Below are 16,717 nucleotides of genomic sequence, written 5' to 3'. Positions count from 1 at the left end.
TTGCCTGCAAAACTTTTGGCGCTCTTACGGACGCCATCGCCGGCAAGCCAGCTCCCACAAGGTAGGTACTCAAGATTAAGTAAGTGAGCAGCATTACTCTTCCAGGCGCCCTTGCCCCTATAGGTTCCCTTCAATGCCATTGACCGCCAAAGGTTCTCGCTCCTGGATCGCCCGTTACGCCTTGAGCCTGCTGATCGGCCTGCTGCCGATTCTCTCCGGGATCGCCATCCTGCATTGGCAAGCCGGTCGGACCTTGAGCCAGAACGCCGGGAAAACCGCCGGCGAGGCCCTGAAACAGTTCGACCTGATGCTCGACAATGCCGCCGAGTCCGCCAATGTCATCCTGCCCCTGGCCGGCCAGCCCTGCGACGACGTCAAACTGGCCCTGCGCGAACAGGTCACCCGGCGGCCCTTTGTCCGGGCCGCGAACCTGGCCTGGAACAACAACCTGTATTGCACTTCCTTGTTCGGGCCTTATCAGGAAGCGGTCGACCCGGCGGACTATGTCGACGGCACGCTCTGGCTGATGAACGGTAATCCGGTCACCCCCAAGTCCTCACTGCTGGTCTACCGCCTGCAGGACGGCAAAGGCGCTGCCATGGTCAGTATCGACGGTTATCACCTGGCCAATATCCTGCGCCTGATCGGGCGTGAGGCCGGCTTGCGCCTGCAGGTCGGCAATGTCTGGATCTCCGGCCAGGGCCAGGTACGCGAGGGTGAAGCCCCCGGGTTTGCCGTCGGTCAGGCGAGCTTGTCCTCCAGTCGCTTCCCCTTCAGCGTCAGTTCAGGCTTCCCGGCGGGAGAAGCCTGGCGTTACGTCGGCAAGGAATACCCGGCCCTGATGGCCTTGCTGCTGGTATTTGGAGTGCTGGCCGCGGCCACGACGCGCTGGTTGCAAAATCGCTCCAACGCACCGACCCACGAGCTGCGGCGAGCCCTCGAAGCCCGCGAATTCATTCCTTATTTCCAGCCGGTGGTGCGCAGCGATAGCCGCCAATGGGCCGGGGCGGAAGTGCTGATGCGCTGGCAGCATCCCCGTGAGGGGTTGGTGCGCCCGGACCTGTTCATTCCCCTGGCCGAAGACTCCGGCCTGATCGTACCGATGACCCGTTCATTGCTGCAACAGACCGCCACCCTCCTCGCCCCGCACGCGGCGGCCTTTGAACCCGGCTTTCACGTCGGCGTGAATATCACCGCCCGACATTGCCAGGATCTCGCACTGCTGGACGACTGCCGTGACTTTCTTGCCGCCTTTGCTCCGGGCCGGGTGCGCCTGGTATTGGAATTGACGGAACGGGAACTGATCGAACCCAGCGACGTTGCCCGGCAATTGTTCGCCCAGTTGCGTGAGATGGGCGTGATGATTGCCATTGACGACTTCGGCACCGGGCATTCAAGCCTCAGTTATTTGCGCCAGTTCAATGTCGACTACCTGAAAATCGACCAGAGCTTCGTCGCCATGATCGGCGCCGACGCGTTGTCCGGGCATATCCTGGAGAGCATTATCGAATTGAGCGCCAAGCTCGAACTGGGCATCGTTGCCGAAGGTGTCGAAACGCCACTACAACGCGACTACCTGAGCGCCCGAGGCGTCGAGTTTCTCCAGGGCTACTTGTTTGGTAAACCATTGCCGGCGGAAGACTTTCTTAACAATTTCAAACGACAGATCAGCGTGCAAGAGGATAAAGTCGCGCTGTCAGAATAAGTCACTGACACTTGTCTATCGGTATTTCTTCAACGTCTAACCCTCGTTATTTACTCTTGGCCTGATAACTACTACACTTTTTCATGCCTGCAGTAAATTGATAGGAAGCCCCCAGGCTTATAAGTAACTTTCCGCACTGCCACACCCAGGTGCATACGCGTGACGAAAGCCGTTGCAAGCATTGGCTTGTCGTTTTGTTTTAGGTGGTTGGCAGCCGAATACAACTCGTGGAGATAAACATCTTGTCCAAACTCGCCGTATTTCGTGCCGCAGAACAGGCCCTTAAAGAACAACTCGCCCAGCTGGAAGCCCTGAAGAATGACGCCGGACTCAAAAAGGAGATCGAGTTCGAGGAAAAACTCAAGGGCCTGATGAAAACCTACGACAAGAGCCTGCGCGACATCGTCGCGATCCTCGACCCGAACCCAAGCAGAACCGGCGCCGCGGCGCCCAAACAGCGGCGCGCCCGCGTGGTCAAGGTTTACCAGAACCCGCATACTGGCGAACTGATCGAGACCAAGGGCGGCAATCACCGTGGCCTGAAAGCCTGGAAAGAACAATACGGGGCAGCGACCGTTGATTCCTGGCTGCGCGGCTGACTTCACGCTTGAACGCGAAAGCCCTGCCCAGGCAGGGCTTTTCCTTGCAGCCCAAAAATCATACCGCCCGGTATCATGATGGCGACAATCGGCGTCTGTCGGGGACAACTCTTTCAGGCAAGAGTTCCTACTCGGCGACAAACGTCGGAAATGCAGCACTCAAAAACGACACCGCGCCCGTTATTCACCGACCCCAAGCGTTCCGACTGTTCTTAATTGCATGTAAAAAATCTCTCACAGCCAGCGGAGGGAATGCGCTACCTCTATTACGTCTGTCGGATGAAAAACAAGCCATTCACGTTCTTCACACATTTTTCACATCGATTCTTACAGGATGCAGACTGCTAAAGGATTAGCGCCCCATGCCCGCTTCGGCGGGCTTCTTTATGCCTCTTCGGCAAGTTTTATACACTTCGCTATAACTTCCCGACAAAATCGAAGTAGCCCGCTATTACCCGGCATATCTGTGCCCGAGTCTAAAATCCGTCCGTCCGAATTTGGCGCCCGCGCCCCGCTTCAGTATGATCCTGTCCCACAGGATCGGAATCGGCGAGTCTGCCTGCCGCGTCCATGATCGCCCGCTTTTTTTCACCTGCTTTGCGGAGAGCCCATGAGCCTGCAAGACCTGAACACCTTCCCCGGCGTTACCGCCCAACCCGACGCCGCCACCCAGGGCTTCGTGTTCAACCACACCATGCTGCGGGTCAAGGATGCCACCCGGTCCCTGGACTTCTACACCCGCGTGCTGGGCTTCTCCCTGGTGGAGAAACGTGATTTCCCGGAAGCCGAATTCAGCCTGTATTTCCTTGCCCTGGTGGACAAGGCGCAGATCCCGGCCGACGCTGCCGAACGGACCCAGTGGATGAAGTCGATTCCCGGCATCCTGGAACTGACCCACAACCACGGCACCGAAAGCGATCCTGATTTTGCCTACCACAACGGCAATACCGATCCACGGGGCTTCGGCCATATCTGCATTTCGGTGCCGGATATTCGTGCGGCCTGCGCGCGCTTCGAAGAATTGGGCGTCGAATTCCAGAAACGCCTGACCGACGGTCGCATGAAAAGCCTGGCCTTCGTCAAGGACCCGGACGCCTACTGGGTGGAAATCATCCAGCCGGCGCCGCTGCAAGACATCTGATAGCGCCCGGTCAAGAAAAAGCCCCATGAATCAAGGATTCATGGGGCTTTTTAATACGCTTCCATATCAAGCCGGAGCGGAGCTGCGGATCAGATGGTCAAAGGCGCTCAGGGAGGCCTTGGCACCCTCGCCCACCGCGATCACGATCTGCTTGTACGGCACCGTAGTTACGTCACCGGCCGCGAAAATGCCAGGCAACGAGGTTTCACCACGGGCATCGACGATGATCTCGCCGCGCGGCGACAGCTCGACACTGCCCTTGAGCCAGTCGGTGTTCGGCAACAGGCCGATCTGCACAAAAATGCCTTCCAGCTCGACGGTGTGGAACTCACCCGAATCACGGTCCTTGTAGACCAGGCCGGTGACCTTCTGCCCGTCGCCCTTGACTTCACTGGTCAGCGCGCTGGTCACAACGTTGACGTTCGGCAGGCTGTAGAGCTTGCGTTGCAGCACGGCATCGGCGCGCAGCTTGCTGTCGAACTCCAGCAGCGTTACATGGCTGACGATACCGGCCAGGTCGATGGCCGCCTCGACACCGGAGTTGCCGCCACCGATCACCGCGACACGCTTGCCCTTGAACAGCGGGCCGTCACAGTGCGGGCAGAAGCACACGCCCTTGGCCTTGTATTCCTGCTCGCCCGGCACCCCCATTTCTCGCCAGCGGGCGCCGGTGGCAAGGATCACGGTCTTCGCCTTGAGGCTGGCACCGCTTTCAAAACGCACCTCGTGTAGTTCACCGGCATTCTTCGCCGGCACCAGGGCACTGGCCCGTTGCAGGTTCATGATATCGACATCGTACTGGCGAACATGCTCTTCCAGGGCGCTGGCCAGTTTCGGCCCTTCGGTTTCCTGGACCGAGATAAAGTTCTCGATCGCCATGGTGTCCAGCACCTGGCCACCGAAACGCTCCGCCGCGACACCGGTACGAATACCTTTGCGCGCAGCGTAGATCGCCGCCGCGGCACCGGCCGGGCCACCGCCGACCACCAGGACATCAAAGGCGTCCTTGGCGCTGATTTTTTCCGCCTGTTTCTCGATGGCGCCGGTGTCGAGCTTGCCGAGGATTTCCTCGAGGCCCATGCGGCCCTGGCCGAAGTTCACACCGTTGAGGTAGACACTGGGTACAGCCATGATCTTGCGATCGTTGACTTCGTCCTGGAACAGCGCGCCGTCGATGGCGACGTGGCGGATGTTCGGGTTCAGCACCGCCATCAGGTTCAGCGCCTGGACCACGTCCGGGCAGTTCTGGCAGGACAGCGAGAAGTAAGTCTCGAAGTTGAACTCACCCTTGAGCGAGCGGATCTGTTCGATCACTTCGACACTGGCCTTCGAAGGGTGGCCGCCGACTTGCAGCAGGGCCAGCACCAGCGAAGTGAATTCGTGGCCCATGGGGATACCGGCGAAACGCAGGCTGATATCAGCTCCCGGGCGATTCAACGAGAACGATGGCTTGCGCGCATCAAGGCCGTTGTCCAACAAGGTGATCTGGGTGGAAAGGCTGGCGACTTCTTTGAGCAGTGCGAGCATTTCCTGAGATTTCGCGCCGTCATCAAGGGAGGCGACGATCTCGATCGGTTGCGTAACCCGTTCCAGGTACGACTTCAACTGGGCTTTAAGATTGGCGTCCAACATGCGGGCGATTTCCCTTTTTCAATACTGTAGAAATAACAACGCCCAGGTGATTACCACCCGGGCGTTATGGGGCGGTGCGGCTGACTTATGAAGTGCGGATGACCGCCCTTGAATGACTCACGGACTTAGATCTTGCCGACCAGGTCCAGAGACGGAGCCAGGGTGGCCTCGCCTTCTTTCCACTTGGCTGGGCAGACTTCGCCTGGGTGAGCGGCAACGTACTGAGCGGCCTTGATCTTGCGCAGCAGCTCGGAAGCGTCACGGCCGACACCGCCATCGTTGAGTTCAACGATTTTGACCTGGCCTTCCGGGTTGATCACGAAAGTACCGCGGTCGGCCAGGCCAGCTTCTTCGATCAGGACGTCAAAGTTGCGGGAAATGGTCAGGGTCGGGTCGCCGATCATGGTGTACTGGATTTTGCCGATGGCTGGCGAAGTGTTGTGCCAGGCAGCGTGGGCAAAGTGGGTGTCGGTCGACACGCTGTAGATTTCAACACCCAGTTTCTGGAACTCGGCGTAGTTGTCAGCCAGGTCTTCCAGTTCGGTTGGGCAAACGAAGGTGAAGTCCGCTGGGTAGAAGAACACGACCGACCACTTGCCTTTCAGGTCAGCGTCCGAGACTTCGACAAATGCGCCGTTTTTGAAAGCGGTTGCTTTGAACGGTTTAACTTGGCTGTTGATGATAGGCATCGTTGACTCTCCGTCAGGGGTTAAGAAGTTGATGGGAGAATCCTAGCCATTCTTTTGCGTTCTGGCTCATTGGCAAAGCTGATGCTCGCGATTGGTTTTCGCTATGAGCAGACACTATTAATAGAAGAAATCTTATGCTCCTTGATCCACCGGCTTTTCGACGATGAGCCCCATGCCTGGAAACGGGCTGGCCTCGATATAGCGCATGGCCGATTTCATGTCCTTCCAACCGACATAACTCATCAGCGACTTCAGGTCCCAGCCGCTGCGGTGGGCCCAGGTGGCAAAGCCACGGCGCAAGGAATGGCTGGTGTAGTGCTCGGCGGCAATCCCGGCGCGCTCCAGGGCCTGGCGCAGCAAGGGGATGATGCTATTGGCGTGCAAGCCCTCCTCGCCCAGGTGCCCCCAACGGTCAATGGCGCGAAACACCGGGCCACGCACCAGCGCGGCGCTGTTGATCCAGTCGATATAGGCCTGCACCGGGCACAGGCGCTGCAAGGCCGGGGCCTGGTAGGTCTGGCCGAGGTTGTCGCGGTCGCTTTTGCTGCGCGGCAAATACAGCGTCATGCCGGAGCCTGCGACAGCTCGGACATGCTCGATTTCCAGGCGACAGAGCTCGTCGCTGCGAAAGCCCCGCCAGAAGCCCAGCAGGATCAGCGCCTTGTCCCGTCGGGCGCGCAGCAGCATCGGCCGATCATCGGCGGCCAGGGCCAGGGTCGCTTGCCCATCAAGACTGGCGACGACTTGCTCCAGATGCTGCAACTGCAGCGGTTCGGCCTGTTTCTCCCGCGCCGGGTGCAGGGCGCGAATGCCCTTGAACACCTTGCGTACCAGAGGCGCCTTGGTCGGATCGGCGAAACCCTGGCTGTTGTGCCATTGCGCCAGGGCTGACAGCCGCAACTTCAGCGTGTTGATCGACAGTACGCCGGCATGGGCCATCAGGTAGCGCACCACGCTGTCACTGGTGGCCGGCAGGAAACCGCCCCAACTCACTTCGAAATGCTCTATGGCGGCCTGATAGCTGCGACGGGTGTTGTCCCGCGTCGCCGCCTGCAGGTAGCGGTCCAGCTCGTTCATGACCTCGATTCCCGGCATTCGTACTGATTCCCCGGGCAAAATCGCGAAAGCGGTTTATCACACGGGGTAATACCAGTATATCCCGCGTGAACAATTTCAAATATCGGCTTTTTGTTTTTACCTATATGCTATGTAAATACATGGTACGTACCACAGTACGAAATCGTAGGAGAGAACATGGCTCGCGGCGGCGTAAACAAGGCAGTGGTGCAAACGGCACGCTTGGCGATCCTCGCCCGCGGCGAGCACCCGAGCATCGATGCGGTACGTATCGAAATGGGCAATACCGGGTCCAAAACCACCATCCATCGCTATCTCAAGGAGCTGGATGACGGTGATCTGCGCCGTGTGGCGCCCATGGAGTCAGTCGACGAAGAGCTGGGCGAACTGGTTTCGCGTCTGGCACAACGCCTCCAGGAACAGGCTCGGGAACCTGTCGAGCAGGCCCGGGCACAACTGGCGGCGGAAAAAGCCGAATGGCAGGCACAATTGGCCGAGATGGCCCGGCAGATGGAGCAACAGCAGCGCCAGTTCGAGATCCAGGCCGTGGCCCTGGCCGATGAGTCGCGCAACCTGCAAACCACCCGCTCGATGCTGCAGACCGAACAGACCCGCAACGCCGGGCTGAGCCAGGCCTGTAGCGATTACGAATTGCGCCTCAAGGACAAGGACCAGCAGATCCGCTCGCTGGAGGACAAGCATCTGCACGCCCGCGAAGCACTGGAGCACTTCCGCAGTGCAGCCCGCGATCAGCGCGACCAGGAACAGCGCCGACATGAGACGCAGATCCAACAGGTACAGATGGAGCTACGCCAGGCTCAGCAAAGTGCGCTGGTGCGCCAGGACGAGATCACTCAACTGAATCGTGACAATGAGCGGCTGCTGGCCGAGAGCCGGGGAACCGCGAAGGCCCTCAAGCTGGCGCAGGAGCAGTTGGATAAAGAGCAGCAGCGCACGGAGCGGCAGCTTCAACAGGCGCGAACGCTGGAGAATGCCGGCACCCTGCTTCAGGAACGCCTGCGGGTGGCCTTGGCGGAAAGTGAGTCGCTAAAGCTTGAACTGACGGATCAGCAGGGACGAAGCCAAGCGCTTGAACGCAAGCTGGCTGAATCCGAAACCGCACTGAAAGAGCTTCACGCCCCCCTGTAGCCCGACTGGCGATACGGCCTCAACAAGAAGCCGTATCCTCGCGAATCTATACGGATTCACCCCCTCATCCCCCCGCAAATCCCCACTCCCCTATCTCGATCAGCGGTTTCGCCGACCTGCGACATTCTGCCCCAGTGCAAAAAAGTACCGAACGAAGTGTCGTCAAGGATTTGTCAGGACGGCGTTTGAAGGCTGTAATCAATGCCAGATTCTTCCTGGACACCGGAAGACACAACAACAATAAACTGACCTTCAGCGCCTCCGTGCGCAATGAAGAGGAGTGTTCGATGAAAGCCATTGCCACCGCACTGCTTGTCACCACCGGTCTCACCCTCAGCGGCGTCAGTCTTGCCGCCCAGACCCTGACCATCGCCACCGTCAACAACAGCGACATGATTCGCATGCAGAAGCTGTCGAAAACCTTCGAAGCCGAGCACCCGGACATCAAGCTCAACTGGGTGGTTCTGGAAGAAAACGTCCTGCGCCAACGCCTGACCACCGATATCGCCACCCAGGGCGGCCAGTTCGACGTGCTGACCATCGGCATGTACGAAGCTGCACTCTGGGGCGCCAAAGGCTGGCTGGAACCGATGAACAACCTGCCTGCCGCCTACGATATCGATGACGTATTCCCGTCGGTACGTGACGGTCTTTCCGTCAAGGGCACCCTGTTCGCCCTGCCGTTCTACGCCGAAAGCTCCATGACCTACTACCGCACCGACCTGTTCAAGGACGCCGGCCTGACCATGCCCGAGCGCCCGACCTGGGAACAGATCGGCGAGTTCGCCGGCAAGCTCAACCACCCCGACAAGGAGCAATACGGTATCTGCCTGCGGGGCAAGGCCGGCTGGGGCGAGAACATGGCCCTGATCACCACCGTGGCCAATGCCTACGGCGCGCGCTGGTTCGATGAGAAGTGGCAGCCGGAATTCAACGGTCCGGAGTGGAAGAACGCCCTGAACTTCTACGTCGACACCATGAAAAAAGCCGGCCCGCCGGGCGCTTCAAGTAACGGTTTCAACGAAAACCTGGCGCTGTTCAACAGCGGCAAGTGCGCCATGTGGGTCGACGCCAGCGTGGCCGGTTCCTTCGTCACCGACAAGACCCAGAGCAAGGTCGCCGACCACGTCGGCTTTACCTACGCGCCGCATCAGGTCACCGAGAAAGGCTCGGCCTGGCTCTACTCCTGGGCCCTGGCGATCCCGACCAGTTCCAAGGCCAAGGACGCGGCGAAAGTCTTCAGCAGCTGGGCCACCTCCAAGGAATACGGCGCGCTGGTGGCCAAGGAAGACGGCATTGCCAACGTACCGCCAGGCACTCGCGCCTCGACCTACAGCGATGCCTACATGAAGGCCGCGCCGTTCGCCAAGATCACTCTGGAATCACTGAAGGCTGCCAACCCGAAAGACCCGAGCGCCAAGCCCGTGCCTTATGTCGGGATCCAGCTGGTGACCATTCCCGAGTTCCAGGCCATCGGCACCCAGGTCGGCAAGCAGTTCTCCGCCGCACTGACCGGCCAGACCACCGTCGACAAGGCCCTGGCCGATGCCCAGACCTTCACCGAACGCGAAATGAAACGCGCGGGTTATCCGAAGTAACCCCATTCAGGGACAACACATCGTCCCTGTAGGAGCAGAGCTTGCTCGCGAAGCTTTTGACGGCCTCAAAGCCGTCATCGCCAGCAAGCCCGTCCTCCCGAACCCGCGCAATACCTGTTCGCTATTTGCCTTCCATTGGTTCTGATCACCATGAATACCTCCACTGCCAAAGCCCATATGGATATACCCCAGCCGCTGCGCAAAAGCCGTTTGCGCAACCCCGGCTGGTTTCTGGTCTCACCATCAGTCGGCCTGTTGCTGCTGTGGATGATCGTGCCCCTGGGCATGACCGTTTACTTTTCGCTGATCCGCTACAACCTGCTCTATCCGGGCGAGAACCAGTTTGTCGGCCTGGAAAACTACACCTACTTCCTGACCGACTCGGGCTTTCTCCCGGGCGCCACCAACACCCTGCTCCTGGTGGGCAGCGTGCTGCTGATCAGCGTGGTGTTCGGCGTGCTGATCTCGGCGCTGCTGGAAGCCAGTGAGTTCTTCGGCCGCGGCATTGTCCGGGTCCTGTTGATTTCGCCCTTCTTCATCATGCCCACCGTCGGTGCGCTGATCTGGAAAAACCTGATTTTCCACCCGGTCTCGGGGATTCTCGCCGCGCTGTGGCGAGTATTCGGCGCACAGCCGGTGGACTGGCTGGCCCATTACCCGCTGCTGTCGATCATCATCATCGCCTCCTGGCAGTGGCTGCCCTTCGCCATCCTGATCCTGATGACCGCCATGCAGTCCCTCGATCAGGAACAGAAAGAAGCCGCGCGCCTCGACGGAGCAGGTCCGGTGGCGATCTTCTGGCACCTGACCCTGCCGCACCTGGCCCGGCCGATTGCCGTGGTGGTGATGATCGAAACCATCTTCCTGCTCTCGGTGTTCGCGGAGATTTTCACCACCACCAACGGTGGTCCGGGCTACGCCTCGACCAACCTGGCCTACCTGATCTACAACCAGGCCCTGGTGCAGTTCGATGTCGGCATGGCTTCGGCCGGCGGCCTGATCGCGGTGATCATTGCCAATATCGCCGCGATCATCCTGGTCCGGATGATCGGCAAAAACCTGACAGACAAGCCTTGAGGCCCGCGCCATGACCCTCACACTCAAACAATCCCGGCGCCTGCAAAGCGTTCTGCTCGGCACCCTGGCCTGGGCCATCGCGATCCTGATCTTCTTCCCGATCTTCTGGATGGTGCTGACCAGCTTCAAGACCGAGATCGACGCGTTCGCCACGCCGCCGCAGTTCTTCTTCACCCCGACGCTGGAAAACTACCTGCATATCCAGGAGCGCAGCGACTACTTCCACTTCGCCTGGAACTCGGTGGTGATCTCCTTCAGCGCCACCTTGCTGTGCATGCTGATCGCGGTGCCGGCGGCCTACTCCATGGCGTTCTATGAAACCCAAAGGACCAAACGCACCCTGCTGTGGATGCTCTCCACCAAGATGCTGCCGCCGGTGGGCGTGCTGATGCCGATCTACCTGCTGGCCAAATCCTTCGGCCTGTTGGACACGCGCCTGGCGCTGATCGTGATCTACACCCTGATCAACCTGCCGATCGTGGTCTGGATGATTTACACCTACTTCAAGGACATCCCCAAGGACATCCTCGAGGCCGCTCGCCTCGACGGCGCGACCCTGTGGCAGGAAATGGTCCGGGTGCTGCTGCCGATCAGCAAGGGCGGACTGGCCTCGACCCTGCTGCTGTCGCTGATCCTGTGCTGGAACGAGGCTTTCTGGTCATTGAACCTGACCTCCTCCCAGGCCGCGCCGCTGACCGCATTGATCGCCTCCTACTCAAGCCCCGAAGGTTTGTTCTGGGCCAAATTATCGGCCGTTTCGACCCTGGCCTGTGCGCCGATCCTGATCTTCGGCTGGATCAGCCAGAAGCAATTGGTGCGCGGTTTGTCCTTCGGCGCTGTGAAATAAATACTTAAAAGGAGCCTCACCATGGCCAACCTGAAAATCAAGAATCTGCAAAAGGGCTTCGAAGGCCTGTCCATCATCAAGGGCATCGACCTGCAAGTGAACGACCGCGAGTTCGTGGTCTTCGTCGGCCCGTCGGGCTGCGGTAAATCGACCCTGCTACGACTGATCGCGGGGCTCGAGGAGGTCACCTCCGGCACCATCGAGCTGGACGGTCGCGATATCACCGAAGTCAGCCCGGCCAAGCGCGACCTGGCGATGGTGTTCCAGACCTACGCTCTGTACCCGCATATGAGCGTACGCAAGAACATGTCCTTCGCCCTCGACCTGGCCGGCGAGGCCAAGACCGAGGTGGAACGCAAGGTCAATGAAGCCGCGCGGATCCTGGAGCTCGGCCCGCTGCTGGAGCGCAAACCCAAGCAACTCTCCGGCGGCCAGCGCCAGCGCGTCGCCATCGGCCGCGCCATTGTGCGCAACCCGAAGATTTTCTTGTTCGACGAACCGCTGTCCAACCTCGACGCCGCCCTGCGGGTACAGATGCGCCTGGAACTGGCGCGCCTGCACAAAGAGTTGCAGGCCACCATGATCTACGTGACCCACGACCAGGTCGAAGCCATGACCCTGGCCGACAAGGTGGTGGTGCTCAATGCCGGGCGCGTCGAGCAGGTCGGTTCGCCCCTGGAGCTCTATCACGCACCGGCCAACCTGTTTGTCGCCGGCTTCCTCGGCACGCCGAAAATGGGCTTTCTCAAGGGCAAGGTCAGTCGCCTCGACGGCCAGGGCTGTGAAGTCGAACTGGAGGCCGGCACCCGCATCAGCCTGCCGCTGAGCGACCCCGGCCTCAGCGTCGGCAGCCCGGTGACCCTGGGGATTCGCCCGGAGCACCTGGAACTCGCGAAGCCCGGCGACTGCACCTTGCAGGTCACCGCCGATGTCGGCGAGCGCCTGGGCAGCGACACCTTCTGCCATGTGCGCACCGCCTCCGGCGAAGCCCTGACCATGCGTATCCGCGGGGACATGGCCAGCCAGTACGGGGAAACCCTCAAGCTGCACCTGGACAGCAGCCACTGCCATTTATTCGATGCCAACGGTGTAGCGGTCGCCCGTCCGTTGCGCGCTGCCGCCTGATTGCCGAGAGCCTTAGCCATGAAACTGAACAAGCAGAATCTGCATCGACTGGCCCCTGAAGTGCGCCTGCCCCTCTACAACCTGGCCGATACCCGCCAGGGCATCGTCCATATCGGCGTCGGCGGTTTCCATCGCGCCCACCAGGCGTACTACACCGATGCCCTGATGAACACCGGCGAGGGCCTGGACTGGGCCATCTGCGGGGCCGGCCTGCGCAGCGAAGACCGCCGCGCCCGGGATGACCTGGCCGGGCAGGACTACCTCTTCACCTTGTTTGAGCTGGGCGACAGCGACGACACCGAAGTCCGGGTGATCGGCGCCATCAGCGATATGCTGCTGGCCGAGGACGACCGCCAGGCGCTGATCGACAAGCTGGCCTCGGCAGAGATCCGCATTGTTTCGCTGACCATCACCGAAGGTGGTTACTGCATCGACGACAGCAACGGCGAATTCATGACGCACCTGCCGCAGATCCAGCACGACCTCAGCCACCCCGAGGCGCCGCAGACCGTCTTCGGCTTTCTCTGCGCGGCCCTGGCCAAGCGCCGGGCCGCCGGTATCCCGGCCTTCACCCTGATGTCCTGCGACAACCTGCCCCACAACGGCGCGGTGGCCCGCAAGGCCCTGCTGGCCTTCGCCGCCTTGCGCGACGCCGACCTGCATGACTGGATCGCCACCCATGTGAGCTTTCCCAATGCCATGGTCGATCGCATCACGCCGATGACCAGCACCGCCCACCGCCTGCAACTGCACGACGAACACGCCGTCGACGACGCCTGGCCGGTAGTTTGCGAACCTTTTGTGCAATGGGTGCTGGAAGACAAGTTCGTCAACGGCCGCCCGGCTTGGGAAAAGGTCGGCGTGCAGTTCACCGACGACGTCACACCCTATGAAGAGATGAAGATCAAGCTGCTCAACGGCAGCCACCTGGCCCTGACCTACCTGGGTTTCCTCAAGGGTTACCGGTTTGTCCACGAGACCATGAACGACCCGCTGTTCGTCAAGTACATGCGTGCCTACATGGACCTGGACGTTACCCCGCAGCTGGCGCCGGTGCCGGGTATCGACCTGACCGAGTACAAGGACACCCTGGTGCAGCGCTTCTCCAACCAGGCGATTGCCGACCAGTTGGAGCGGGTCTGTTCCGACGGTTCGTCGAAGTTTCCCAAGTTCACCATCCCGACCATCAACCGGCTGATCGCCGACGGTCGCGAGACCGAGCGCGCGGCGCTGGTGGTGGCGGCCTGGGCCCTGTACCTCAAGGGTGTCGATGAAAACGGCACGACCTACAGCATTCCGGACCCACGGGCCGAATTCTGCCAGGCGCTGGTGGCGGATGACACCTTGATCGTGCAGCGGCTGTTCGCTGTCGAGGAGATTTTCGGCACCGCGATTCCCCAGTCCGCCGAGTTTATCGCCGCTTTCGAACGCTGCTTCAACAGCTTGCGGGAAGTGGGCGTAAGCAAGACGCTGGAGCGTTTGTTGGCCAAGATTACGGCCTAGAGATCGAAACATGAACCTGTGGGAGCGGAGCTTGCCCGCGAAGCTTTTGGCGGTCTCACGGACGCCTTCGCGAGCAAGCTCAGCTCCCACAACGATGCAGTGATCCAGTTCCAACTCCGGGCACCGTCATGAATCAGAAACTCTATCTCGGTATCGATTGCGGTACCCAAGGCACCAAGGCCATCGTCCTCGACAGCGTCAGCGGTCAGGTGCTGGGCCAGGGCTCGGCACCTCATACGATGATCAGCGGTGCCAACGGCCGCCGTGAACAGGACACCGGGCAATGGCTGGACGCTTTCGTCCAATCCACCCGGCAAGCACTGGCCGCGGCCAGCGTCGACGGCCAGGCAATCCTCGCTATCGGCGTCTCCGGCCAGCAACACGGCCTGGTCCTGCTCGATGAACAAGGCCATGTCCTGCGCCCGGCCAAGCTCTGGTGCGACACCGAAACCACCCTGGAAAACCAGCGCCTGCTGGAACAACTGGGAGGCGAACAGGGTTCACTCGAACGCCTAGGCCTGGTCATCGCGCCCGGTTATACCGTGTCCAAGTTGCTCTGGACCCAAGAGCAGCACCCGCACCTGTTCGCCCGGATCGCCCATATACTGCTGCCCCACGACTACCTCAACTACTGGCTTACCGGCCGTAGCTGCGCGGAATACGGCGACGCCTCGGGCAGCGGCTATTTCGATGTGCGCAAGCGCTGCTGGGATCTGCCGCTGCTGCACGAGATCGACCCCAGCGGGCGCCTGCAAGCGGCCTTGCCGGAGCTGATCGAAGCCCATCAGCCGGTGGGCCGGATCCTTCCCGAGATCGCCGGGCTGCTGGGCATCAACCCCAACGCCCTGGTCTCCAGCGGTGGTGGCGACAACATGATGGGCGCCATCGGCACCGGCAATATCCAGGCAGGGATCATCACCATGAGCCTGGGCTCGTCCGGTACGGTCTATGCCTATGCCGACCAGCCGCTGATCAGCCCCCACGCCTCGGTCGCGGCCTTCTGCTCCTCCAGCGGCGGCTGGCTGCCGCTGATCTGCACCATGAACCTGACCAACGCCACCGGCGCCGTGCGTGAGCTGTTCGATATCGGGCTCGACGACTTCAATGCCCGGGTCGAGCAAGCTCCGATCGGCGCCGAAGGGGTCAGCATGCTGCCGTTTCTCAACGGCGAACGAGTCCCCGCCCTGCCACAGGCCACGGGCAGCCTGTCAGGCCTGACCCTGACCAACCTGACCCAGGCCAATCTCTGTCGCGCGGTGGTCGAGGGCACCACCTTCGGCCTGCGTTACGGATTGGACCTGCTACGCGAAGCCGGCCTGCGGAGCCACGGCATCCGCCTGACCGGTGGCGGTTCGAAAAGTCCGGTGTGGCGGCAGATGGTCGCCGATATCATGGACACCCCGGTGGTCTGCACCCGCCAGAGTGAAGCCGCGGCCCTCGGTGCGGCGATCCAGGCGGCCTGGTGCGAGTCCGCCGGCGTGCAAAATCTGGCCGAACTGTGCGAACGTTGCGTCAGTCTCGATCTGACGAGCGAAACCCGGCCAATCGCGGCCAACGTCGCCGCCTACCAACCCGTTTATCAGCACTACCGCCAACAGGTAGCGGCCCTTCAAGAGTGAGTACCCATGTATCTGGTCTGTGGTGAAGCGCTGTTCGATTTTTTTAGTGAGCCTGATGCGAGCGGGCAAACCTCGAAAGTGAATTTCAAGGCGATTGCCGGCGGTTCGCCGTTCAACGTCGCGGTCGGCCTGCGCCGTCTGGGGGTCGATGCGGCATTGTTTGCCGGGCTGTCCACCGACTACCTCGGGCGCCGCCTGCAGCAAGTCCTGCAGGAAGAAGGTGTACGCGCGGATTACCTGCTGGACTTCGACGCCCCCACCACCCTGGCGATGGTCGCCGTGGGCGCCGACGGCTCGCCCCATTACAGTTTCCGTGGTGAGGGCTGCGCCGACCGCCAGTTGCTACCGGGCCACCTGCCGAAACTCGGCGACGAGGTGCGTGGGTTGCATATCGGCTCGTTCTCGCTGGTGGTGCAACCGATTGCCGACACCCTGCTGACCCTGGTACGCCGGGAAAGCGGGCGCAGGCTGATCACCCTCGATCCCAACGTCAGGCTCAACCCGGAACCGAATATCGAGCTGTGGCGCCAACGTATCGCGGCCCTGGCCGAACATGCCGACATGATCAAGGTCAGCGACGAGGACCTGGGCCTGCTCTACCCGGATCGCGACCCGCAGAGCATCGCCCAGGAATGGCTGGCCCAGCGCTGCCAACTGGTGTTCCTGACCCGTGGCACCCAGGGCGCCAGCGTCTACAGTCGCCGGCATGGCCACTGGTCGGTGCCGGCCCGTGAAGTCATCACCGCCGACACCGTCGGTGCCGGCGATACCTTCCAGGCGGCCCTGATCGCCTGGTTGACCGAGCAGCAGTTGGACTCGGTGCAAGGTCTGGAACGCCTGGACAAGCCCCAGATCGACGCGATGCTGAACTTCGCCGTCAGCGCCGCGGCCGTTACCTGCAGCCGCACCGGACCGGACCTGCCCTATCGCCATCAGGTGGTGTAACAACGCCCCTG

At 61.1% G+C, this 16,717-nt stretch carries 14 protein-coding genes; 11 read left to right on the top strand and 3 right to left on the bottom strand.

Going from position 1 to position 16,717, the window contains the following annotated elements:
* The first annotated feature begins 133 nt into the window (after window positions 1-133).
* The 3 genes from M5C56_RS15085 to gloA all read left to right on the top strand — a co-directional run bounded on the left by M5C56_RS15085 (window position 134) and on the right by gloA (window position 3,445).
* Window positions 134-1,705: an EAL domain-containing protein gene (locus M5C56_RS15085; RefSeq protein WP_103495639.1), complete on the top strand. Its 1,572-nt coding sequence runs from the start codon at window positions 134-136 to the stop codon at window positions 1,703-1,705.
* Window positions 1,706-1,947: 242 nt separating this feature from the next.
* Window positions 1,948-2,304, top strand: coding sequence for a histone-like nucleoid-structuring protein, MvaT/MvaU family (locus M5C56_RS15080; RefSeq protein ID WP_103495640.1), 357 nt, complete (start codon window positions 1,948-1,950; stop codon window positions 2,302-2,304).
* A gap of 610 nt (window positions 2,305-2,914) precedes the next feature.
* Complete coding sequence (gloA, locus tag M5C56_RS15075) at window positions 2,915-3,445, top strand: lactoylglutathione lyase (protein WP_103495641.1); 531 nt, start codon at window positions 2,915-2,917, stop codon at window positions 3,443-3,445.
* A gap of 66 nt (window positions 3,446-3,511) precedes the next feature.
* Here the strand turns inward: gloA and ahpF are convergent, their stop codons facing one another.
* From ahpF to M5C56_RS15060, 3 genes are all read right to left on the bottom strand, one after another.
* A complete protein-coding gene (ahpF, locus tag M5C56_RS15070; RefSeq protein WP_103495642.1) occupies window positions 3,512-5,077 on the bottom strand; it encodes an alkyl hydroperoxide reductase subunit F in 1,566 nt (521 codons plus the stop codon).
* 125 nt (window positions 5,078-5,202) lie between these two features.
* Entirely contained in the window at window positions 5,203-5,766 is a 564-nt protein-coding gene (gene ahpC, locus M5C56_RS15065; RefSeq protein ID WP_103495643.1) for an alkyl hydroperoxide reductase subunit C, read from the bottom strand.
* Window positions 5,767-5,898: 132 nt separating this feature from the next.
* The gene (locus M5C56_RS15060) at window positions 5,899-6,843 is read right to left on the bottom strand and encodes a site-specific integrase (RefSeq protein WP_103495644.1); all 945 of its coding nucleotides are present in this window, start codon (window positions 6,841-6,843) and stop codon (window positions 5,899-5,901) included.
* Window positions 6,844-7,020: 177 nt separating this feature from the next.
* On the opposite strand from M5C56_RS15060, the gene M5C56_RS15055 reads away from it, so the two are divergent.
* The 8 genes from M5C56_RS15055 (at window position 7,021) to M5C56_RS15020 (ending at window position 16,706) form a co-directional block, all read left to right on the top strand.
* On the top strand, window positions 7,021-7,992 hold the full coding sequence (locus tag M5C56_RS15055; protein WP_103495645.1) for a DNA-binding protein: 972 nt from the start codon (window positions 7,021-7,023) through the stop codon (window positions 7,990-7,992).
* Window positions 7,993-8,279: 287 nt separating this feature from the next.
* Entirely contained in the window at window positions 8,280-9,590 is a 1,311-nt protein-coding gene (locus tag M5C56_RS15050) for a sugar ABC transporter substrate-binding protein (RefSeq protein WP_103495653.1), read from the top strand.
* A gap of 177 nt (window positions 9,591-9,767) precedes the next feature.
* A complete protein-coding gene (locus tag M5C56_RS15045) occupies window positions 9,768-10,667 on the top strand; it encodes a sugar ABC transporter permease (RefSeq protein WP_247263200.1) in 900 nt (299 codons plus the stop codon).
* Window positions 10,668-10,677: 10 nt separating this feature from the next.
* Window positions 10,678-11,514 (top strand): carbohydrate ABC transporter permease, encoded by an 837-nt coding sequence (locus M5C56_RS15040; RefSeq protein ID WP_100941163.1) that lies wholly within the window; start codon window positions 10,678-10,680, stop codon window positions 11,512-11,514.
* Window positions 11,515-11,535: 21 nt separating this feature from the next.
* Entirely contained in the window at window positions 11,536-12,639 is a 1,104-nt protein-coding gene (gene ugpC, locus M5C56_RS15035; protein WP_103495647.1) for a sn-glycerol-3-phosphate ABC transporter ATP-binding protein UgpC, read from the top strand.
* A gap of 18 nt (window positions 12,640-12,657) precedes the next feature.
* On the top strand, window positions 12,658-14,142 hold the full coding sequence (locus M5C56_RS15030; protein ID WP_103495648.1) for a mannitol dehydrogenase family protein: 1,485 nt from the start codon (window positions 12,658-12,660) through the stop codon (window positions 14,140-14,142).
* A gap of 128 nt (window positions 14,143-14,270) precedes the next feature.
* A complete protein-coding gene (xylB, locus tag M5C56_RS15025) occupies window positions 14,271-15,761 on the top strand; it encodes a xylulokinase (RefSeq protein ID WP_103495649.1) in 1,491 nt (496 codons plus the stop codon).
* A gap of 6 nt (window positions 15,762-15,767) precedes the next feature.
* Entirely contained in the window at window positions 15,768-16,706 is a 939-nt protein-coding gene (locus M5C56_RS15020) for a carbohydrate kinase (protein WP_103495650.1), read from the top strand.
* Window positions 16,707-16,717 lie beyond the last annotated feature (11 nt).

Origin of the sequence: Pseudomonas sp. MWU13-2862, assembly GCF_023242495.1 — a bacterium.
Taxonomy (GTDB): Bacteria; Pseudomonadota; Gammaproteobacteria; order Pseudomonadales; family Pseudomonadaceae; genus Aquipseudomonas; species Aquipseudomonas gingeri_D.
This window is presented reverse-complemented; position numbering and strand designations above follow the sequence as displayed.